This window comes from Micromonospora sp. NPDC005087, from assembly GCF_042872965.1.
Lineage (GTDB): Bacteria > Actinomycetota > Actinomycetes > Mycobacteriales > Micromonosporaceae > Micromonospora.
Window position 1 is genome coordinate 365,629 of the sequence record NZ_JBIALB010000001.1, and the last position, 20,858, is coordinate 386,486.

The 20,858-nt window shown below is 72.1% G+C and carries 19 protein-coding genes; 13 read left to right on the forward strand and 6 right to left on the reverse strand.

The genetic code is table 11. From position 1 onward, the window contains the following. Positions 1–28 precede the first annotated feature (28 nt). The gene (locus ACFYPS_RS01695) at positions 29–1,126 is read left to right on the forward strand and encodes an LLM class flavin-dependent oxidoreductase (RefSeq protein WP_387322268.1); all 1,098 of its coding nucleotides are present in this window, start codon (positions 29–31) and stop codon (positions 1,124–1,126) included. Beyond that, positions 1,123–1,734 (forward strand): FMN reductase, encoded by a 612-nt coding sequence (locus ACFYPS_RS01700; protein WP_387322270.1) that lies wholly within the window; start codon positions 1,123–1,125, stop codon positions 1,732–1,734. Before ACFYPS_RS01695 ends, ACFYPS_RS01700 begins: the two co-directional genes overlap by 4 nt. An 11-nt stretch (positions 1,735–1,745) precedes the next feature. On the opposite strand, the gene ACFYPS_RS01705 is transcribed toward ACFYPS_RS01700, so the two are convergent. Continuing rightward, a complete protein-coding gene (locus ACFYPS_RS01705) occupies positions 1,746–2,210 on the reverse strand; it encodes a MarR family transcriptional regulator (protein ID WP_354962380.1) in 465 nt (154 codons plus the stop codon). A 136-nt stretch (positions 2,211–2,346) separates the two neighbouring features. Here ACFYPS_RS01705 and ACFYPS_RS01710 point away from each other — a divergent pair, with 136 nt between their 5' ends. Beyond that, positions 2,347–2,907 carry an NAD(P)H-dependent oxidoreductase gene (locus ACFYPS_RS01710; RefSeq protein ID WP_354962379.1) on the forward strand — a complete coding sequence of 187 codons (561 nt, stop codon included), beginning with the start codon at positions 2,347–2,349 and terminating at the stop codon, positions 2,905–2,907. Between the two features lie 53 nt (positions 2,908–2,960). On the opposite strand, the gene ACFYPS_RS01715 is transcribed toward ACFYPS_RS01710, so the two are convergent. Both ACFYPS_RS01715 and ACFYPS_RS01720 read right to left on the reverse strand, forming a co-directional pair. Next, the gene (locus ACFYPS_RS01715; protein WP_354962378.1) at positions 2,961–3,881 is read right to left on the reverse strand and encodes an RNA polymerase sigma-70 factor; all 921 of its coding nucleotides are present in this window, start codon (positions 3,879–3,881) and stop codon (positions 2,961–2,963) included. Continuing rightward, complete coding sequence (locus ACFYPS_RS01720) at positions 3,878–5,083, reverse strand: FAD-dependent oxidoreductase (RefSeq protein WP_354962376.1); 1,206 nt, start codon at positions 5,081–5,083, stop codon at positions 3,878–3,880. Before ACFYPS_RS01720 ends, ACFYPS_RS01715 begins: the two co-directional genes overlap by 4 nt. 122 nt (positions 5,084–5,205) lie before the next feature. Between ACFYPS_RS01720 and ACFYPS_RS01725 the strand changes: the two genes are divergently transcribed. Next, positions 5,206–6,480, forward strand: coding sequence for an MFS transporter (locus tag ACFYPS_RS01725; protein ID WP_354962375.1), 1,275 nt, complete (start codon positions 5,206–5,208; stop codon positions 6,478–6,480). A 143-nt stretch (positions 6,481–6,623) separates the two neighbouring features. Here the strand turns inward: ACFYPS_RS01725 and ACFYPS_RS01730 are convergent, their stop codons facing one another. The 3 genes from ACFYPS_RS01730 to ACFYPS_RS01740 all read right to left on the reverse strand — a co-directional run bounded on the left by ACFYPS_RS01730 (position 6,624) and on the right by ACFYPS_RS01740 (position 9,303). Next, positions 6,624–7,109: a GNAT family N-acetyltransferase gene (locus tag ACFYPS_RS01730; RefSeq protein WP_354962374.1), complete on the reverse strand. Its 486-nt coding sequence runs from the start codon at positions 7,107–7,109 to the stop codon at positions 6,624–6,626. A gap of 104 nt (positions 7,110–7,213) precedes the next feature. Continuing rightward, positions 7,214–8,197, reverse strand: a complete 984-nt coding sequence (locus ACFYPS_RS01735; protein ID WP_387322274.1) for a phosphotransferase family protein — start codon at positions 8,195–8,197, stop codon at positions 7,214–7,216. Between the two features lie 32 nt (positions 8,198–8,229). Further along, entirely contained in the window at positions 8,230–9,303 is a 1,074-nt protein-coding gene (locus tag ACFYPS_RS01740) for a LacI family DNA-binding transcriptional regulator (RefSeq protein ID WP_354962372.1), read from the reverse strand. 92 nt (positions 9,304–9,395) lie between these two features. On the opposite strand from ACFYPS_RS01740, the gene ACFYPS_RS01745 reads away from it, so the two are divergent. The 9 genes from ACFYPS_RS01745 to ACFYPS_RS01785 all read left to right on the forward strand — a co-directional run bounded on the left by ACFYPS_RS01745 (position 9,396) and on the right by ACFYPS_RS01785 (position 20,806). After that, positions 9,396–10,118, forward strand: a complete 723-nt coding sequence (locus tag ACFYPS_RS01745) for a cupin (RefSeq protein WP_354962371.1) — start codon at positions 9,396–9,398, stop codon at positions 10,116–10,118. Positions 10,119–10,411: 293 nt separating this feature from the next. Beyond that, positions 10,412–11,392 carry an ABC transporter permease gene (locus ACFYPS_RS01750; protein ID WP_354962370.1) on the forward strand — a complete coding sequence of 327 codons (981 nt, stop codon included), beginning with the start codon at positions 10,412–10,414 and terminating at the stop codon, positions 11,390–11,392. A 23-nt stretch (positions 11,393–11,415) separates the two neighbouring features. Then, a complete protein-coding gene (locus ACFYPS_RS01755) occupies positions 11,416–12,417 on the forward strand; it encodes an ABC transporter substrate-binding protein (RefSeq protein WP_354962369.1) in 1,002 nt (333 codons plus the stop codon). A gap of 43 nt (positions 12,418–12,460) precedes the next feature. Then, complete coding sequence (locus ACFYPS_RS01760; RefSeq protein WP_387322808.1) at positions 12,461–13,216, forward strand: ABC transporter ATP-binding protein; 756 nt, start codon at positions 12,461–12,463, stop codon at positions 13,214–13,216. A gap of 38 nt (positions 13,217–13,254) precedes the next feature. After that, the gene (locus tag ACFYPS_RS01765) at positions 13,255–14,406 is read left to right on the forward strand and encodes a Gfo/Idh/MocA family oxidoreductase (RefSeq protein ID WP_354962367.1); all 1,152 of its coding nucleotides are present in this window, start codon (positions 13,255–13,257) and stop codon (positions 14,404–14,406) included. Further along, on the forward strand, positions 14,403–15,554 hold the full coding sequence (locus ACFYPS_RS01770) for a dihydrodipicolinate synthase family protein (protein ID WP_354962366.1): 1,152 nt from the start codon (positions 14,403–14,405) through the stop codon (positions 15,552–15,554). The genes ACFYPS_RS01765 and ACFYPS_RS01770 overlap by 4 nt, the downstream gene beginning before the upstream one ends. 65 nt (positions 15,555–15,619) lie before the next feature. Then, positions 15,620–16,417: a sugar phosphate isomerase/epimerase gene (locus ACFYPS_RS01775; protein WP_354962587.1), complete on the forward strand. Its 798-nt coding sequence runs from the start codon at positions 15,620–15,622 to the stop codon at positions 16,415–16,417. Beyond that, positions 16,410–17,594 carry a hypothetical protein gene (locus tag ACFYPS_RS01780; RefSeq protein ID WP_354962365.1) on the forward strand — a complete coding sequence of 395 codons (1,185 nt, stop codon included), beginning with the start codon at positions 16,410–16,412 and terminating at the stop codon, positions 17,592–17,594. Before ACFYPS_RS01775 ends, ACFYPS_RS01780 begins: the two co-directional genes overlap by 8 nt. A gap of 134 nt (positions 17,595–17,728) precedes the next feature. Then, the gene (locus tag ACFYPS_RS01785; RefSeq protein ID WP_387322278.1) at positions 17,729–20,806 is read left to right on the forward strand and encodes a S8 family serine peptidase; all 3,078 of its coding nucleotides are present in this window, start codon (positions 17,729–17,731) and stop codon (positions 20,804–20,806) included. Positions 20,807–20,858: the final 52 nt, after the last annotated feature.

A 20,858-nucleotide genomic window follows, 5' to 3' on the forward strand; every position in this document is an offset into this window, starting at 1 on the left:
ACCGGTACGAGTGAGGCGGCGACTTCAGATGCAGTTCGGAATCTTCGGCGTGGGGGATCTGGCACGGGACCCGGTGGCCGGGCGGATGCCGTCGGAGCACGAGCGGATCAAGGCCGTGCTGGAGTACGCCACGTTGGCCGAGGACGTCGGGTTGGATGTCTTCGCCATCGGCGAGCACCACAACCCGCCGTTCGTGCCCTCGTCGCCGACCACCATGCTCGGTTACATCGCGGCGCGTACCGAGCGGCTGTTGCTGTCGACCTCGACCACGCTGATCACCACGAACGACCCGGTGAAGATCGCCGAGGACTACGCGATGCTCCAGCACCTCGCCGACGGCCGGGTAGACCTGATGATGGGCCGTGGCAACACCGGCCCGGTCTACCCGTGGTTCGGCAAGGACATCCGCGCCGGCATCCCTCTCGCCATCGAGAACTACGACCTGCTGCGCCGGCTGTGGCGCGAGGACGTGGTCGACTGGGAGGGCCGCTACCGCACTCCGCTGCAGTCGTTCACCTCCACGCCGCGCCCGCTCGACGGGGTGCCCCCGTTCGTCTGGCACGGCTCGATCCGCAGCCCGGAGATCGCCGAGCAGGCCGCCTACTACGGCGACGGGTTCCTGCACAACAACCTGCTCTGGCCCAAGGCGCACGTCCAGCGGATGGTCGAGCTCTACCGCCGACGGTTCGAGCACTACGGGCACGGCCCGGCGGATCAGGCGATCGTGGGCCTGGGCGCGCAGGTGTTCATGCGGCGCAACTCCCAGGACGCGGTCCGCGAGTTTCGTCCGTACTTCGACAACTCCGCCGCGTACGGGCACGGGCCGTCCCTGGAGGAGACGATGAGGCAGACGGCGCTCCTGGTCGGCAGCCCGCAGGAGGTGATCGACCGAACCCTGACCTTCCGGGAGTACGCCGGCGGCGACTACCAGCGCCAACTCTTCAACGTCGACGGCATTGGCGTCCCCCGCAAGACCGTGCTGGAGCAGATCGAGATGCTGGGCGAGGTCGTGCAGGTGCTGCGCAAGGAGTTCGCGGTGGGCCGTCCCGCCCACGTCCCGGACGCCCCGACCCACGCCTCGCTCAAGGCGGCGACGGTTGCCGCTGCGGGGGAGGAGCTTCGATGAAGCGCACCATCGCCGTCGTGTCCGCCGGCCTGCGGCAGCCGTCGTCGACCCGGATGCTCGCCGACCGGCTGGCCGACGCGGTCCGCCGCGAGCTGGAGCGGCTCGGCGCCGAGGTCGACGTGGAGCTGATCGAGGTGCGCGACCACGGGCACGACCTGGTCAACAATCTGCTGGCCGGGTACCCGTCGGAGGAGCTGGAACGGGTGCAGGACACCGTCCGGCGTGCCCACGCGCTGGTCGCGGTGACCCCGACGTTCTCCGGTTCGTACAACGGGATCTTCAAGATGTTCGTCGACGTCCTCGACGACACGGCCCTGATCGACAAGCCGGTCCTGATCGCCGCCACCGGGGGGACGGGCCGGCACTCGCTGGTGCTGGAACACGCGCTGCGACCGCTCTTCAGCTACCTGCGCGCGGTCGTGGTGCCGACCGTGGTGTTCGCGGCGCCGGAGGACTGGGGTGCCGGCGACGCGGCCCAGGGCTCCCTGGTGCAACGGATCGACCGGGCGGCCGGCGAGCTGGCCCGCGAGGTCCAGCGGCGCGACTCGCCCGCTCCCGCCGACCCGTACGACGACCCGACGCCGTTCGCGCGGCTGCTCGGCGGGTGAGCGCACCCGGCTCAGTCAGCCGTGCCGATCTGCCGGAACGCACGGGCCAGCTGGACGAGATCGACGCCCTCGAGGTGGTCCAGGAACCGCCGCCGCACGGCGGTCAGGTGGCTCGGCCAGGACTCTTCCAACCGGGCGAAGCCGGCGTCGGTGAGGACGGCGTTCCAGCCGCGGGCGTCCTGCTCGCTGCGGACCCGCTCGACCAGGCCCTGCGTCTCCAGCCGGATGATGGTGCGCGTCATCCCGCTGAGCGAGAGCTGGCATTCCGCGGCGAGTTCGTGCATCCGCAGCTGCCGGCCCGGCGCCTCGGAGAGGACCCGGAGGGCCGTGTACTCGGTCAGCGGCAGCTGACGGTCGCCGGTCATGTCGGCGTCGATGGCCCGGGGCAGGACGAACATCAGCTGGCCCAGGGAGCGGACCAGGGCTTCCTCGTCGGGGTTGAGGGGGCGAAGGGGTTCTGCGGAGTTGCCGGACATGCCCCCATCCTAGTTGCTTGACCGAGCAACTGCTCGCCCTCGCTGTGATGCTCGACATGGATCAGGAGGTTGCTTGACGAAGCAACAAATGGCTAGCGTTCTCGTCGCCAGGCAAGGACTTCTGAAAGGCGCAACCATGACCAGGATCGGGATCATCCTCGGGAGCACCCGCCCGGGCCGTAACGGCGAAGCCGTCGCCCGCTGGGTCCTCGAGGTCGCCAAGCAGCGCTCCGACGCGGAGTTCGAGCTGATCGACCTGCTCGACCACAACCTGCCGCACCTCGACGAGGCGTACCCGCCGGCGATGGGCCAGTACACCCAGCCGCACACGCTGCGCTGGGCCGAGACCATCGCGTCGTTCGACGGGTTCGTGATGGTCACGCCCGAGTACAACCACTCCACCTCGGGCGCCCTGAAGAACGCCATCGACTTCCTCTACGCCGAGTGGAACAACAAGGCCGTCGGCTTCGTCAGCTACGGCTCGGTCGGCGGTGCGCGGGCCGTCGAGCACCTGCGGCTGATCTCCGCTGAGCTCCAGATGGCCGACGTGCGGTCCCAGGTCGCGCTGTCGCTCTTCACCGACTTCGAGAACTTCAGCGTCTTCAAGCCCAACGAGCACCAGCGGGACGCGCTCGGCGTCACCCTCGACCAGGTCGTGGCCTGGAGCACCGCGCTCGCACCCCTGCGCCAGCGCTGACCACGTCTCACACCGATCCGGGGCCGGCCGCCGGGATCCTTCCCGCGGCCGGCTCAGCTCGTCGTGAGGTCGCGGGTGGCGCCGTCGCCGACGGCCCGGAGCTTGTCGGGGTTGGCGACGTTGTGAATGGTGGTGATGCGGCCGTCAGCGCCGATGTCGAAGGTGACGGTGGCGATCACCCGGCCCGCACCGCTGAACACCACGCCCGGCCCGTTGTTGATTTCGACCAGGGCGGCGCGCATGTCATCGGGTCGGACACCCTGGTAGGTGACGGTGCCGATGGCCGCGAACCAGGCGGCGACCGTCTCCGCGCCCACGATCGGGCGCAGGGCCTGGCGGACCTTGCCGCCGCCGTCGGTCCACAACGTGACGTCCGGCGACAGCAACTCCAGCAGGGTGTTGATGTCGCCGCCGGTCGCGGCGGCGAGGAACCGCTCGGTGACTCCGCGCTGCTGCGACCGGTCCGCGGTGAAGCGTGGTCGCCGGGCGCGCACGTGCTCCCGAGCGCGGTGCGCGGCCTGGCGTACGGCGGCCTCGGAGCGTTCCACCGCCACCGCGATCTCGGCGTGGCTGAAGTCGAAGACCTCCTTCAGGACGAACACCGCGCGTTCCAGCGGGCTGAGCGTCTCCAGCACCACCAGCATCGCCATCGACACCGACTCGGCGTCGGTGACGGCATCGGCGGTGTCGCCCTCGGTCAGGACGGGTTCGGGAAGCCAAGGACCCACGTAGGTCTCACGTTGGTGCTGGCTGGAGCGCAGGCGCTGCAACGCCAGATTCGCGACGATGCGCGCCAGGTACGCCTTGGGGTCGGCCACCTGGGCGCGGTCGGCCCCGGACCATTTGATCCACGCGTCCTGGACGGCGTCCTCGGCGTCGGCCGCGGAGCCGAGGATGCGGTAGGCGACCGAGAACAGCAGGTTGCGATGGCGGTGGAACACCTGCTGGTCGACGTCCGAGTAGGGGCGGGTCACCGCGCGTCCCGGAGGCGGGTGAAGCGACCACCGCGCGGCCAGAACGCGCCGGAGGAGGGCAGCTTCACCATGCGGCGGTACGTCGGCCAGGGGGATGCGCTCACCGTCTCCTTGTACCAGATGGCCGCGCGGCCGGTCAGACACGCCCGTCGGGGGCTGTCGTCGGGGTGGGTGAACTGCACGACCGCGTCATGCCGTCCCAGGCTCACCGGGGTGTGGTAGTAACCGAACCGGAACGGCCTGGGCAGCTTGCCGTCCAGCGCGCGGACGATCGACACCGCCGCGTGCACGCCGGTCGGCATGCCGCTCTGGCAGGTGCCGTGCATGACGCCGTAACCCTGCCGGATCGCGGCCGCGTCGCCGATCGCGTACACGTCCGGGTGCGACACCGACCGCAGTGTGGCGTCGGTGACGACACGACCGCCCTGGTCGACGGTCAGGCCCGCGGCGGCCGCCAGCGGTGACACCCGCGTACCGCCGGTCCACAGGACGACGTCGGCCGCGATGGTCGCCTCGCCCGCCAGCTCGACCGAATCGGGCAGCACCTTCGTCACCGCCGTCCCGCTGCGCACCTGGACACCGAGACGTTCGAGCGCCGCCCGCTGATACGCCCGGGCCCTGGGGTTCATGGTGGCGCCCGGTTCCTGCCGGCCCACCAGCACGACGTTCAGCTGCGGGTGCCACTCGGCGATCTCCGCGGCCGACTCGACACCGGTCAGGCCGCTGCCAGCGACCACGACCGTGCCGCTGGCGAGCCGCGCCAGCCGGTCGGCCAGCGACGCCGCGTCGTCGGCGCTGTCCAGGGTGTACGCGTATTCCTCGACCCCCGGCACCAGCGCCGTGTCGGCCACGCTGCCCAACCCGTACACCAGCGTGTCGTAGTGCAGCACCCGACTGTCGTCGATCCGGACGGTCTTCGCGTTCGGGTCCACCGCCGTGACCCAGCCGCGGACGAACTGCGCGCCCGTGTCGGCCAGGAGCGCCGGAATGTTCATCTCGAGCAGGTGCTGCCCGGTCGCCACCATGTGCAGCCGCAACCGTTCGGTGAACCGCTCCTGCGCGTTCACCAGGGTGACCTGCACGTCGGCGCGTCCCCTGGTGCGGGCCGCGAGCTGGATCGCCGCGGCCATGCCCGCGTACCCCGCGCCCAGGACCAGCACGCGGTGCGTGGTGGCCGTGCCTGCGTCGTGCGATGTGCTCATCGTCTGGCCTCTCTCGTTGGGTGACGACCACGAGATGCGTGTCGCCCGACGATTCGTGACATGGGTTGGTGTGACGCCCGGCACAGCCGATGCGGGCGGCCGCGCCCACTACCCTCGTCGCCATGAGCCGACCTGCCGGTGCGGTCCGGCCTCCGTTGTGGCGGGACCGCACATTCGGTACGTACTGGATCGCGCAGTCGCTCTCCGCGGCCGGCGACTCGTTCGCGTTCCTCGCGGTGCCGCTGCTGGTGCTCCAGGCGACCGGGTCGGTGGCCCGGATGGGCCTGCTCACCGCCGTCGCGGGCGCGGCGTCCGTCGTCGCCGGGATCTTCGGCGGCGTGCTGGTCGACCGGTACGACCGGCGGACCCTGATGATCGTGGCCGACCTCACCCGCCTGGTGCTCTACGGCCTGGTGCCACTGGCCTGGCTCGCCGGGCCGCAGGTCTGGCTGCTCTTCGTCGTGCTGCCGATCTGCGAGGCGGCCGGGATGATGTTCCAGGTCGCCGCGGTGACCGCGGTCCGCAACCTGGTCGACCGGGACCGGATCACCGAGGCCAACGGCCGGTTGCAGGCGACGTACGCGGCAGCGGCCGTGCTCGGGCCGCTGCTCGCCGGCGTGGTGTCGGCCCGGTTCGGTCCGGCGGTGGCGATCGCCGTCAACGCGGCGAGCTTCGCGGCCTCCGCGGTCGGCCTGTGGCTGATCCGGCTGCGACCCGTCCAGGCCGACGACGCCGCCCCGCTGACCCGGCAGCGACCGCTGGTCGAGTTCCTGGCCGGGGCGCGGTTCCTGTGGCGCCAACCCGTGCTCCGTGCGCTGACGGTGCTGCTGTCGGTCTTCATCTTCCTGACCTACGGCTTCACCGACGTGCTGATCTACCACGTCACGCACGACCTCGGCGGATCCGAGGGCACCGTCGGCACGGTGCTCGGCCTGGCGGCGGTGGGCACCATCGCCGGGGCGCTCCTGGTGGCCCCGCTGCGCCGCCGGCGCGGCTTCGGCGTCACCTGGATCAGCGCGCACGCGATCTGCGGTCTCGCCGTGGCGGGCGTCGGCCTCGCGACGTCGGTGCCGACGGTCACCGCGCTCACCGCCGTGTACCTGTGCTGCCTGAGCGTGGGCGGGATCTGCTCGATGTCCCTGCGCCAGGAGATCACTCCTGATCATCTGCTCGGCCGGGTCACCTCGGCGTTCTGGAGCACGCACTACGCCCTCGGGCCGGCCGGTGCGGTCGCGTTGACCTGGGCCGCCGCCCGGTACGGCGTCGCGGCGGTCGCCATCGTGTCGGGGGCGGGATGTCTGCTGGTCGCGATCGGTGGCCTGTTCACGCCGATCCGCCGAGCCGGCGCGGAGCCGCATCGGTCGCCCGTCGCCGTCCCGGTAGGAGGGGCCGGTTAGCCCCGGCTCCACCCCGGGTCGTCGTCCTCCGAGTCGGCCTGTTCCACGGCTGCCTGTCGAGCTGCCCCAGTTGTGGGGCAGCTCGACAGGCACCTGGCAGGGCCACGCACCCGCCAGCGTTTCCGCCGCACCCGCAGGCCCGGTCACCGCTCCTGGTACATGACGTGCAGGCCGACCCGGCCGAGGGTGGGGTGACGGAACGCGCCCGGCACCGTGCCGACCACCTCGAAGCCCTCCCGGCGGTACAGCTCGACCGCCGATCGGTTGCTCTCCACCACGGCGTTGAACTGCATCCCGACGTACCCCTGGTGGCGCGCCCAAACCACGGCGTCTCGGCACAAGGCGGTGCCCACGCCCCGCCCGCGCGCGTCGGCGGCGACCATGAAGCTCGCGGTGGACACGTGCGAGCCCGGCCCGGGTCGGTTGGTGCCCATCTTCGCGGTGCCGAGCACCCGCGTGCCGTCGACCGCCACGACGGTCCGCCCCGGCGCCGCCTCCGCCCACATGCCATACGACTGCTCGGCGGTCATCGCGGGATCGTAGGGGAAGGTCTCCTGTGCCCGGATCACCTCCTCGATGATCGGCCACACCTGCGACCAGTCCTGGTCGACGAACTCCCGAATCTGCACCGGGGGAGGTTAAGCCCGGGACGGGCCCGGGACAATCCGTTGTGCCGAGGCGCATCCGTGCGGCACACCCGGTGCGAAGCATGGGTAGTGACGAGACCCGCGCGTCAGTCCCGGACGAGCGCGGCGATCTCCTCGTCCAGCAGGGCCGCCAGCCGGGCATGCCGGCCAGGATGGCTCCGCGCGGTCATGCCCCGGCTCGGCATCTCCACCGTCATCAGCAGGTACAGATGCAGCCGGTAGAGACCGAGCCGGCGGCGGGCCGCCGCGTCCAGCACCAGCGGCTCGGCGGCCGCGGCACGGTAGCCGCGCAGCAGTGGATGCTCCGGCTCGTCCTCGATCCGCCGGTAGAGCAGCGGAGAGACCAGATCCAGCAGCGGATCGCCGTGCAGGAACCGTTCGCCGTCCACCAGCCCGCTCAACTGCAGCCGGCCGTCCGGGCCGGGCACGGTCAGCACGTTGCCGTCCCAGCAGTCGAAGTGCAGCAGCGCCGGCCGGCGTACCTCGTCCAGCGCGCCGGCGTGCCGCCCGACCAGCGCGCGCAACCGGTCCGGGGTGACCGGCAGCCGGACGTCCCAGTCGGCGGCGTCGGCGAGGAGCGCGTCGAGCATCCCGGTGAACGCCGCTCGCCAGGTCGCCCCGCTGGCCCGGTCGCCGTCATAACCGAACCGGTCGCCGGTGACCCGGTGCAGCGCGGCGAGGGCCGCGCCGAGGTCGTACCGCGCCGAGCCGTCGTCGACCGCCGCGCCGGCCTCGGCCAACTGGCGCAGTGACCGGCCGGGCAGCATTCCGGTGACCAGCCACTCGCCGTACGCCGGGTCGGCGCCGTGGTGCAGCACCGGAGGAACGGGCACCCCCGGTGCCCGCTCGGTGACCAGCCGGAAGTACCGCGCCTCGGCCGTGCAGAGCCCGCGCTCGTAGCGCAGCAGCCGCGTACCGGCCGGCGGGGCCAGCTTCAGCACCACCCTGCGGTCGTCGTCGAGCAGCGCCCACCAGACCGTGGCGTAGCCGCCGCCGGTCAGTGGGCCGCCGTCGCGTACCCGCGTGTGCGGGCCGAACGACGCACGGACCAGGTACGTCACGTCGTCCATCGTGAGCGGACGCTGGGTCGGGCTCGCCACGGTCACGAGCCGGCGTCACCCCGACGCGCGCGCGGCGCCGCGCCGGTCGCGTCCAACGTGGACCGAAGGGCGGGGCCGGCGGTGTCCCGGCGGATCAGCTCGGCGGGAAGCACCTCGACGCGGGGCGCCGGCGCCTCCGCGCCGAGCACCAGGGACATCGCCCGGACCCCCATGGCGACCAACGGCAGCCGCACGGTGGTCAACGCCGGAGTCACGTCCCGGGCGATCGGCATGTCGTCGAAGCCCACCACGGAGACCCGCTGCGGCACCGCCAGCGATCGGGCCCGGAGGGTGGCGAGCGCGCCGATGGCCATCGAGTCGTTGAGCGCCACGATCGCGGTCAGCTCCGGGTCGGCGTCGAGCAGCCGGGCGGTGGCCTCGGCGCCGCCGTCGCGGTCGAACTCGGCGTACCGGATCCGCCGCTCGGGCAGGTCACGGCCCTGCTCGGCGAGGGCCTGCCGGAGCCCGGCCAGCCGGTCGGTGGTGGTGGTGAGGATGCGCGGACCGGCCACCACGCCGATCGCCCGGTGGCCCAGCTCGCACAGCTCCCGCCCGGCCAGGTAGCCGCCGGCCCGGTTGTCCGGCATCACCGCGTCGCCGGAGTGCTCGTGCCGGCCGATCACCGCGACCCGCCCGCCCGTCGCCTCGTACGCGGCGAGCTTCTCGTTGAGCTGCCGGGTGAACGCGTCGTCGTGGTAGCCGGAACCGGCCAGGATCAGCGCCGCCACCTGGTGGCCGCGCAGCAGCTCCACGTACTCCAACTCGCGGTCCGGGTCGCGGTAGCTGTTGCAGATCATCAGCAGCCGGCCCTGGTCGGTGGCGACGCGTTGCAGCCCACGGGTGATCTCGGCGAAGTACGGGTCGGAGACGTCGTGCACGATCACGCCGACCGCGCTGCGGTGCGAGCGGGCCAGCAACTGGGCGTGCGCGTTCGGCACGTACTGCAACTCGGCGACGGCGGCGAGCACCCGCTCGCGCAGCTCGTCGGTGACGGGTTTACTGCTGCCGTTGATCACGCGGGAGGCGGTGGCGGGCGAGACGCCCGCGCGCCGCGCCACGTCGGACAGGGTGGCCATGGCCCGCCCCCTCGGTCTGTTGACGGCGTTTCGCCGCGCCGGCTAGCGTCACGGTACCGCAGAGAAAGCCCTTTCCCGCAGGGAGGCCCGCCGTGTCGGAACGCTTCGCCGCCCCGCTGCCCGGCGGGGTTGGGCTCTCCCGGCTACGCGTCTACGACACCCCCGCGCCGGACGGCGTGGTCGGCGGCACCCCGCACGTGCACCTGTGCTGCACCGAGGGGTACGTGGTGACCGGCGGCGAGGGCGCGGTGCAGACCCTCACCGCCGCCGGCGGCTACCGGGAGACCCCGCTGCGGCCGGGTGCGGTGGTCTGGTTCGAGCCGGGCACCGTGCACCGCCTCGTCAACGGCGGGGGTCTGACCATCGTGGTGCTCATGCAGAACAGCGGCCTGCCCGAGGCCGGCGATGCCGTGCTCACCTTCCCGCCTGAGGTGCTGGCCGACCCGGCCGCGTACGCCGCCGCCGCGGCGCTGCCCGACGGGGGAGCGCCGGGCGCCGACGTGACCGCCGCGTACCGGCGGCGGGATCTGGCGGTGACCGGCTTCCAGGCGCTGCGGGCGGGCGGACCTGCGGCGCTCGCCGCCTTCCACTCCGCCGCGGTGGCGCTGCGTCAGCCGTTGCTGGCGCGCTGGCGGGAGCGCTGGGCGGCCGGCGCGGGCCGGGCCGCCGCCGGGACCGGCGAGCAGCTCGACGCCCTCGGCCGGGGCGATGCCGGGCACCTGGGCGAGGCCGGGGTGTACGCGGTGGACGAGCCGGTCGAGCGGGGCCGGCTGGGCATGTGCGGCCTGCTCGACACCTATCCGGCGGCCATCTGACGGCGCGGTTAGCTGGCCGTCCTTCTCGGACGGTCCGCGCTACGTCGTGGTTGATCGGCTCGGTTTCCTTGAAGCCGGGGTGATCGAGGGCAGACGATGGCCCGGTTCCCTGGAAGTCGAGTCGATCTCGGAGGCCACGATCGCGGGCGGACCTGGCGTAGCGGCGAACAGACCCAGGAAAGGCCTTGCCTGGTGTCGGGGAGCCGCCTACGCTCCTGGAAAGCGTTTGCCTGATACGCCGACCGGCCCGGTCCGTCGGTGCCATGCCATGCCGGGCTTCGAGGAGGTTCCGCGTGACCGACAACGCTCTGGACGCGGCGGGTCAGCAAGCCGCCACCGAGGCGGCGAGCGGCGAACAAATTGCCGCTTCCTCGCTCCCGCCCGGGTCCGTCGGTGGGCCGGCTTCCGTCGACGGCGCGACTCCGTCCGCAGTGGGCGGTCCGCCACCGGGCACCGGCGGCCGCCCGCCACGACCGACGCTCGGCCGGCGTGCACTGGCCCTCGCCGACTCGCTCTGGCGCCCGGCGCTGGTGCTGGCGGCGTTCTTCGCCGCCTGGTGGTTCGTGGCCGCCCGGGAGTACGTGCCCAACTATCTGGTGCCGACCCCCGGCCAGGTCTGGACCACGATGACGCAGCAGTGGTCCGAGCTGGCCCGGCACACCATGGTCACCCTCTACGAGACGGTGCTCGGCTTCGTGCTGGCCGCCGCGCTGGGGCTGGCCACCGCGGTCGCCATCGCCTACTCGCGCACCCTGGACAAGGCGCTCTATCCGATCGTCCTGTTCGCGCAGGTCATCCCGAAGATCGCCATCGCACCACTACTGGTGGTCTGGTTCGGTCTCGGCCTCACCCCGAAGATCATTTTGGCGGTGCTCATCGCGTTCTTCCCGGTGGTCATCTCCGGCGTGGCCGGGCTGCGCTCCACCGACCCGGAGCTGCTCGACCTCGCCGCCACGATGGGCGCCGGGCCGTGGCGCACCTTCCGCAAGATCCGTTTCCCGAACGCGCTGCCACACCTGATGGCCGGCCTCAAGGTGGCGGTCACCCTCGCGGTGGTCGGCGCCGTGGTCGGTGAGTTCGTCGGCGCCAGCGAAGGGCTCGGCTACGTCCTGTTGCTGGCCAACGGCAACCTCGACGCCCCGCTGCTGTTCGCCGACCTGATCCTGATGTCCGCCATCGGCATCGTCCTGTTCGTCCTGGTCGAGATCGCCGAGGCACTGCTCATTCCCTGGCACGCCAGCCGTCGGGCCGGCGTACCGCTCACCACCTCCTGACCGACCCCATCACGGAGGCACCGATGAAACGCACCGCCACCACCATCCTGGCCACCGTCGCCCTGCTGTTCGCCGCCACCGGCTGCGGCGGGGACGACTCCTCCGACGGCGGCACCGACGGCAGCAAGCAGGTCACCCTCACCCTCAACTGGGTGCCGTACGGCGAGCACGCCCCGTTCTACTACGGGCTCCAGAAGGGCTTCTTCTCCGCCGAGGGCATCGACCTGAAGATCCTGCCGGGCAACGGCTCCGGCAACACCGTCAAGCAGGTCGCCCAGAAGCAGACCGACTTCGGCTGGGCGGACAGCCCGGTGCTGCTCAAGTCCGTGGCCAGCGGGATGCCGGTGCGCAGCCTCGGCGCGTACCTGGAGAAGGGCCCCTCCTCGGTGGAGTTCTTCGCGGAGGAGAACATCAAGAGCCCAGCCGACCTCAAGGGCAAGACCGTCGGCGGCACCCCCGGCGACGCCCTCTACGCGACCTTCCCGGCCTGGCTGGAGAAGAACGGCCTGAAGCAGAGCGACGTCAAGGTGGTCAACGTGGACGCCGCCGGCAAGATCGCGGCGTTGGCCGAGGGCAGGGTCGACGCCATCATGGGCTTCTTCCACGACCAGGCGCCCACCATCGAGAGCAAGACCGGCAAGAAGGTCGACGTGCTGCTCTTCGCCGACTACGGGATGAACCTGCTCGGCACCGGCCTGATCGCCAACACCCAGACCCTGCAGAAGGACCCCGAGCTGGCCCGCAAGTTCGTCCGGGCCACGCAGAAGTCCTGGGCCGAGGCCGCCCGCGACCCGGCCGGTGCGGTGAGCGCGATGACCGCTCTGGCCGAGAACGAGCCCGCGCCCGAGGTCCTCACCAAGCAGCTCACCCTCAACCTGCCGCTGATCGGCTCCGACGGCCCGCCCGGCGTGAACACCGACGCCCAGTGGAGCGAGACCATCGACCTGATGTCCCGCTACGCGGAGCTGAAGGACCCGGGCGCGCCCAACGCGTACTGGGACGCCTCGTACGCGGCCCAGGGGTGACCCGGTGACCGCCGCGCCGGCCCGGGCCGGCACCGCCATCGGGATGTCCGGGCTGACCGTGCGGTTCAGCTCGCGGCGGTCGCAGACCACCGCGCTGGACGACGTGTCGCTGGACATCCAGCCGGGGGAGTTCGTCACCATCGTCGGTCCGTCCGGCTGCGGCAAGTCCACCCTGCTGAAGATCGTCGCCGGGCTGGTCCGGCCGACCAGCGGCGAGGTGTCGCTGCTGGACCGCCCGGTAGCCGGCCCGCAGAAGGAGATCGGCTTCGTCTTCCAGAAGGCCGCGCTGCTCGAGTGGCGCGGCGCGCGGGCCAACATCCTGCTCCAGGCCGAGATGCGCGGCATGGACCGGGCGCAGGCGGCCCGCCGGGCGGACGAGCTGATCGAGATGACCGGCCTGACCGGCTTCGAGAAGGCGCTGCCGCACGAGCTCTCCGGCGGCATGCAGCAGCGGGTGGCACTCTGCCGCGCGCTGCTGCACTCCCCGCCGGTGCTGCTCATGGACGAGCCCTTCGGTGCCCTGGACGCGCTGACCCGCGAGCAGATGAACGCCGAGCTGCACCGGATCTGGCGGGAGACCGGCACCACGGTGGTGCTGGTGACCCACTCCATCGCCGAGGCGGTCTTCCTCGGCACCCGGGTCGTGGTGATGAGCGCCCGACCCGGCCGGATCATCCGCACCTTCCCGGTCGACCTGCCGGCGCACCGCGACTACGCGCAGGTGATGTCGGATCCCCGCTTCGACCGGCTCGCCACCGACCTGCGCGGGTTGCTCGGCAGCGCGGCCGCCAACCACTGAGCCCGCATCGGTACGACCAGCACGACGGAAGGAACATCATGACCCGCAGGTCGATCGGCATCATCGTCAACGGCGTGACCGGACGGATGGGCTACCGGCAGCACCTCGTCCGCTCGCTGCTGGCCATCCGCGAAGCCGGCGGCGTGACGTTGGCCGACGGCACGACCATCTGGCCGGAACCGGTCCTGGTCGGGCGCAACGAGACGAAGCTCCGTGAGCTCGCCGAACGGCACGGGCTGACCGACTGGACCACCGACCTGACCGCGGCGCTGGCCCGGGACGACGTCGAGATCTACTTCGACGCCCAGGTCACCCAGCAGCGGGAGAAGGCGATCCGGCAGGCCATCGACGCCGGCAAGCACATCTACACGGAGAAGCCCCTGGCTGAGGACACCGCGGGCGCGCTCGACCTGGCCCGTGCCGCCGACGCCGCCGGGGTACGCACCGGCGTGGTGCAGGACAAACTCTTCCTGCCCGGGCTGCGCAAGCTCAAGCGGCTCATCGACGGCGGCTTCTTCGGCCGGATCCTCTCGGTGCGCGGCGAGTTCGGCTACTGGGTCTTCGAGGGCGACTGGCAGCCGGCCCAGCGTCCGTCCTGGAACTACCGGGCCGAGGACGGCGGCGGCATCACGGTCGACATGTTCCCGCACTGGCACTACGTGCTGGAGGAGCTGTTCGGCCGGGTCAACGCCGTCTCCTGCGTGACCGCCACCCACGTGCCCGAGCGGGTCGACGAGGCGGGCCGCAGCTACCCGGCGACCGCCGACGACGCCGCGTACGGCATCTTCGAACTCGACGGTGGGGTGATCGCGCAGCTCAACTCGTCCTGGTGCGTGCGGGTGTACCGCGACGAGCTGGTGGAGTTCCAGGTCGACGGCACCGAGGGCAGCGCGGTGGCGGGGCTGCGCCGCTGCCGGGCGCAGCACCGGGCGGTCACCCCGAAGCCGGTGTGGAACCCGGACCTCCCAGTCACCGAGGACTTCCGGGCACAGTGGACGGAGGTACCCGACAACGAGGAGTTCGACAACGGCTTCAAGGTGCAGTGGGAGGCGTTCCTGCGGCACGTGGTGGCCGGTGAGCCGTTCCGCTGGGACTTCCTAGCCGGCGCACGCGGCGTGCAGCTCGCCGAGTTGGGGCTGCGCTCGGCCCGTGAGGGCGTCCGGGTCGAGGTGCCGGAGCTGACCTCATGACGGCGGAGGTGGTGCTGCCCGGGGGCCGGCGGCACCGGCTGGCCGGAGGGCGCGGATTCCCCCGTCCGGCCGCCCCGGCGACCAGCCGGATCGCGTACGCCGCCGCGCACGTCGTGGCCGACCCGAGCGCGGAGAACGTGCCGGGCGCACCGGCGGCGGTGGACTGGGACACCACCCTCGCCTTCCGGCGGCACCTCTGGTCGTACGGGCTGGGCGTCGCCGAGGCGATGGACACCGCCCAGCGGGGGATGGGGCTGGACTACCCGGCCACCCGGGAGTTGATCCGGCGCAGCGCCGCCGAGGCCCGCGCGGTGGGCGGGCGGATCGTCGCCGGGGTCGGCACCGACCAGCTGCCGGCCGGCCCGGCCACCCTGACGGCGGTCACCGTGGCCTACCGGGAGCAGCTGGACGACGTGCGGGCGGCCGGCGCCCAACCGGTGCTGATGTGCAGCCGGCACCTTGCGGCCGCGGCCCGCGGCCCGGAGGACTACCTACGGGTGTACGACGACCTGCTGACCGCCGCCGAGGAGCCGGTGGTGCTGCACTGGCTGGGCCCGATGTTCGACCCGGCGCTGACCGGCTACTGGGGTGCGGTCGACCTGGACCTGGCCGCCGACACGGTGGTCGAGCTGATCAAGGCGCACCAGTCCAAGGTGGACCGAATCAAGGTGTCGCTGCTCGACCCCGGGCGGGAGGTCGCGCTGCGCCGCCGGCTGCCGGCCGGGGTACGGCTCTACACCGGCGACGACTTCCACTACCCGGAATTGATCCGCGGTGACGAGGTGGGCCACTCCGACGCGCTGCTCGGGGTGTTCGCGGCCATCGCGCCAGCCGCCGCCGCCGCGTTGGCCGCCCTGGACCGGGGCGACCTGGCCGCGTACGACGAGATCTTCGCGCCGACCGTGCCGCTGGCGCGGCACCTGTTCGCGGCGCCGACCTGGCACTACAAGACGGGGATCGTGTTCCTGGCCTGGCTGGCCGGGCACCAGGGCCACTTCACCATGGTCGGCGGCGCGCAGTCCGGCCGGTCGCCGGCCCACCTGGCCACCCTGCTCACCCTGGCCGACGCCGCCGGGCTGCTGCCCGACGCCGAGCTGGCCGCCACCCGCGCCCGGGCGCTGTTCACCGTGGCGGGAGTTGCCCAGTGAGCGCGAGGAGTGAGCCGGTGTTGCGAGCCCCGCAGTCGCGAACGGAAGCCAGCTCAGTGAGCGGGCTGGAGCGTTTCTCGTTCAACCAGGCCACCGCCCAGCACTGGCCGTTGCCCGAGGTGGTGGCCGGCTGCGTCGCGGCCGGGGTGCCGGGCATCGGGCTGTGGCGGGAGCCGGTCGCCGAGTACGGGCTGGCCCGCTCGGCGAAGCTGGTCCGTGACGCCGGCCTCGCCGTCACGTCGCTGTGCCGGGGTGGCTTCTTCCAGGCCGACGACTGGAGCGCGGAGAACCTGCGGGCCATCGAGGAGGCGGCCACCCTGGGCGCCCCCGAGCTGGTGCTGGTGTCCGGAGGGCTGCCGGAGGGCAGCCGGGACATCGACGGCGCCCGGCGCCGGGTCGCCGACGCGATCGGCGAACTGGCCCCACACGCGGCGGCGGCCGGCGTACGGCTGGCCATCGAGCCGCTGCACCCGATGTTCTGCGCCGACCGCTGCGTGATCGCCACACTCGGCCAGGCGCTGGCCATCGCCGAGCGCTTCGACCCGGCGGTGGTGGGCGTGGTCGTGGACGCGTACCACGTCTGGTGGGACGACACCGTGTACGCGCAGATCGACCGGGCCGGCGCCCGGATCGCCATTTTCCAGGTCTGCGACTGGGTGACCCCGCTGCCGGAGGGGGTGCTGCTCGGTCGGGCCCTGCCCGGCGACGGGTGCATCGAGCTGCGCCGGCTGCGCGAGGCGGTGGACGCGGCCGGCTACCTCGGCCCGATCGAGGTGGAGGTCTTCTCCGCCGAGGTGTGGGCACGTCCCGGCGCGGAGGTGCTGGACGCGGCGATCGCCGGCTACCTGCACCACGTTGCCTGAGGCTCCGCAACGCCGGTGGCCGGCGGCGATCGGGGCGTGGCTCGGCATCGGCACCGCCCCGGCGACACTGGTGCTCGGCGCGGCGATGGCCGCCCGGCACGGTGGCGCGGTGCCGGTGGCCGGGCTGCTGGTCGGTGGCGCCCTGATGGCGGCGCTGCTCTGGGGGCAGGGCCGGATCGGGCTGCGCCGGCCGCTCGGCGACGGCGGAACGTTGACCGCGGTGCTGCCCGCGTACCTGGGGAACACCTCGCGGATGCTGCTGGCGGCCGTGCTGACCGTGTCGATGGTCGGCTGGAACGGCTTCAACGTCGGGCTCGGCGGCGCGTCCCTGGCGGCGCTGACACACCTGCCCGGCTGGGTCGGGCCGGCGTTGCTGGAGGTCGCCGTCCTCGTCGTCTCCTGGGCGCCGGCCCGGTTCGGCAACCGGGTCGCGGTGCTCACCACGCTCAGCGCGGTGGTGCTGGTCGGCTGGTGCCTGATCGTCCTGCCGCCGCCGGGCGCGCCGGTCCGCGTCGCCGCCGGTGGTCTCGCCGACGCCGCCGCGATGATCGGCTACGTGGCGGTCTTCGCGTTGCGCGCGCCGGACTTCAGCGTCGGCCTGGCCCGGCGGCGGGACCTGGCCTGGTGTGTGGGGCTGCTGCTCGGGCCGGCGCTGCTCGGGGTGGTGGCCGGTGCGGGCCTGTGGCTGCGGACCGGTTCGGCGGACGTGGTCGCGCTGCTCGCCGCCGGCTCGGGGCTGGCCGCGTACGCGAATCTCTTCGTCGCCGTGGCGGTCTTCGCCGCCGCGCTGACCACCACGTACTCCGGGGCGCTGGCGTTGCGTGGCCTGACGCCGCGGGTGCCGGCGCGCACGGCGATGCTCGGCGTCGCGGTGCTCGGCGGGCTGCTCGCGGTGGCGCGCTTCGACCGCCTCGTGCTGCCCTGGCTGACGCTCCTGGCCGCTGCGCTGCCGGTGCTGGTGGTGCCGATAGCCGTGGAAGCGGCGGCACGTCGGCGCGGTCGCGCGCCGCGTACCGTGCCCGCCTGGTGTTGGGTGCCGCCGGCGTTGCTGGCGGTGGCCTGCACGCTCGCCGGGGTCGGCGTCGCTCCGCTGCTCGGACTGGCCCTCGCCGGGGTGTGCACTGTGCTCTGGCGGCACCGAGGAAACGCGCATCTGGTCTCGGCTGACGGATCATGATCTTATACGCACCAGCGATCCGTACCACTCCCCAAACCGCCGATCAACTCTCGGCGGCCTAGGCGGGGGAGCGCTCCCAGGCGCGGGTCGTGATCGTAAGAACGCTCCACAAGGGAGTCATCGAAAGGAGCCTCGTGGCTACAAGCACGAGCGGAGACAGGCTGCGAAGACTGGCGCTACCGACGCTGGTCCTCGCCGTGATCGCCGGCACCACCGGTGTCGCGGGATCGGCGTCGGCGGCCCCGGTAGGGCCGACGGGCAGCGGCAGCAGCGCCGCCGGATACTTCACCCCCGGTTCCGACAAGAGAGTCACCCTGACCGACGGCGCCGATCGCCGGCCCGACGGCAAGAACGCGGCCAGCCAGCGAGCCACGGTGGACGAGACCCGTCCGGGCATGTACATCGTCGAACTGGCCGAGGATCCCTTGACCTCGTACGCCGGTGGCGTGTCCGGGCTGGCGCGAACCCGTCCGGAGGCGGGTGACCGGCTGGACGTGACGTCGGCACCGTCACGCGCCTACCGCGGACACCTCGACGCGCAGCGCAACGCCGTCGCTGCCGCGGCCGGGGTCCAGGTCACCGCCGCGTACACCACCGCCTTCAACGGGTTCTCGGCGAAGCTGACCGCCCAGCAGGTGACCACGTTGCGGGCGGACAAGCGGGTGCGCGCCGTCACCGCCTCGCGGGCGCTCGGCACCCGAACGGCTCTGCCGGCCGCGACGCCGACCAACCCGACCGCCGGCACCCCGACCGCCACCGCTCCTGGCGAGCCGGACCAGCCGGTGGCATCAGGCGTCGCCGGCAAACCGGTCAAGCCCGGCCCCGGCACGGGCGCGGGCATGGTGATCGGCGTCCTGGACACCGGCATCTGGCCGGAGAGCGCGTCGTTCGCCAAGCGGATGACCGCCCCGGCGACCTGGCGCGGCACCTGCCAGACTGGCGTCGCCTTCGTGGCCGAGCACTGCAACGGCAAGATCGTCGGCGCTCGGTACTTCGCCGATTCGTGGCTCGCCTACGGTGGCTCAATCCCGGAGGGTGAGGTCCTGTCCGCCCGCGACATGGCCGGTCACGGCACGCACACCGCGTCCACGGCGGCGGGTCTGCCGCTGTCGAACGTCACGATCGACGGCCGCCGCTTCGGTCCCGTCTCCGGGGTCGCGCCGGACGCCCAGATCGCTGTCTACAAGGTGCTGTGGGGCGGGATGGGCTACGACGCCGACATCATCGCCGGCATCGACGCGGCCGTCTCCGACGGTGTGCAGGTGCTGAACTTCTCGATCGGCTCCGATCTCGGCGACTGGGAAGCCAACACCCCCATCGGCGTCGCGTTCCTCAACGCGTCGCTGGCCGGAGTTTTCGTGGCGGCGTCGGCGGGAAACACCGGCATCGTCAGCGGGGCGATCAGCAACGCGGCGCCCTGGGTGACCACGGTCGGCGCGGCGGTGACGAACCTCGACGAAGCGACCGTCAAACTGGGTGACGGCACGAAGCTCGTCGGCGGCTCGCTGGACGCTCTGCCCGGTGGCAACTCGCTGCCGATGGTCTTCGGTGAGCAGGCCGGATCGGCGGAGGGCTCGGTGTACTGCGAACCGGGCAGCCTCGACCCTGCCAAGATCAAGGGCAAAGTGGTCGCCTGCGCGCTGTCCGACACGTTCGGTTCCGCCGCCGAGATCAAGGCCAAGGGCGGGGCGGCGATGGTGCTGTTCGACCCCGTCGGCAACTACCGGATCAACTCGATCTTCAACTTCCCGGTCGTCTACCTGCCGACCGAGAAGCAGGCCGGCACGTTGTTCAACTATCTGATGCGCCACCCCACCGACGCGAAGGTGTCTCTGCGCAGCGGCGGCGACGGCTCCAGCGTGCCGGGCGTACCCAGCGTCGCGGACTTCTCCTCCACCGGTCCGGACAAGGTGGCCACCGGCATCCTCAAGCCGGACCTGGTCGCGCCGGGTTCGGACATCATCGCCGCGGTCGCACCGCCCGGCAACTTCGGGCGGAACTACGACGCGTACTCCGGCACCTCGATGGCCTCGCCGTACGTGGCCGGCGCGGCGGCGATCCTGCGCGCCACGCATCCGACCTGGTCACCGGGCGCGGTCTCCTCGGCACTGCGGACCACCGCCACCGACACCGTCGGCACCAGCAGTCCGTTGGACCAGGGCAGCGGTTTCATCAACCTGGCCGGAGCCACCGACCCGGGACTGGTCATCGAGCCGACCGCGGCAGACCTGATCGAGTTCAGCGAGACGGCCCAGCCCGACGGTAAGGCGCTCAACCTGCCGGCCATCTCGTTGCGCGAGTACGACGGGACCCGGCCGGTGACCCTCACCCGCACCCTGACCAACGTGAGCAAGGCGCGGGAGACCTACCGCTCGTCGGTGTCCGGACTGGACGGTATGAAGGTCACCGTGACGCCGGCATCGGTGACGCTAGAGCCGGGCCGGTCCGCGACGGTGACCGTCACCCTGCGTCGGGGCAGCGCGCCCTGGGACCGGTACGTGACCGGGTCGATCGCCTGGCGCGGCAAGGCCCACGACGCCCGGATCCCGGTCACCGCCCGCCCGTGGGGAATCACCCCCCGACCGTACGGTGACGACGGGGAGGAATTCGGCCGGATGACCAACGGCGCGTTCGGCTCGCTCCAGCCGGGCTTCACCGGACCACTCGACGGTCGCAGCACCGGTTACACGCCGATGCAGCGGAAGTCGTACTCGATGCCGGCCGGCGTCTACGGCGGCGTCTTCGACCCAACCGCGACCGGAGTGAGGAAGTTCGACTTCACCGTGCCGGCGAACACCGCCGGCATCGTTGTCGAAGCCAACACCGACGACCCGAACACGAACCTCGACCTCTACCTGTACAAGGGCGACACCCTGATCTACAGCAGTGACAGGTTCTGGACCAGCGCGGAGCAGGCCTACAAGTTCCTGCCCGAGCCGGGGCGCTACACCGCCTACGTGTTCGCCCAGCTGCCCGGCGGCCCGGTCGTCGACTTCCAGCTGAGCCACGCCATCATCGGTCGGAACGCCAAGTATTCGGGTGCGACGCTGACGCTGCCCAGCACGGTGGAGCGCGGTTCGACGGTCGGATTCACGCTGAAGCCGAACAAGCCGCTGCCCGAGGGTGACTTCTGGGCCTACACCGAGTTGAGCACCGACGGCACGGTCATTCCCGGCAACCTCGTCTACACGCAGCAGAGTTCCTGGCAGTAAACCGCACCTGTCCGTGGGGCGGTGGCGGGCGGGATGGACGTTTGCCCGCCAC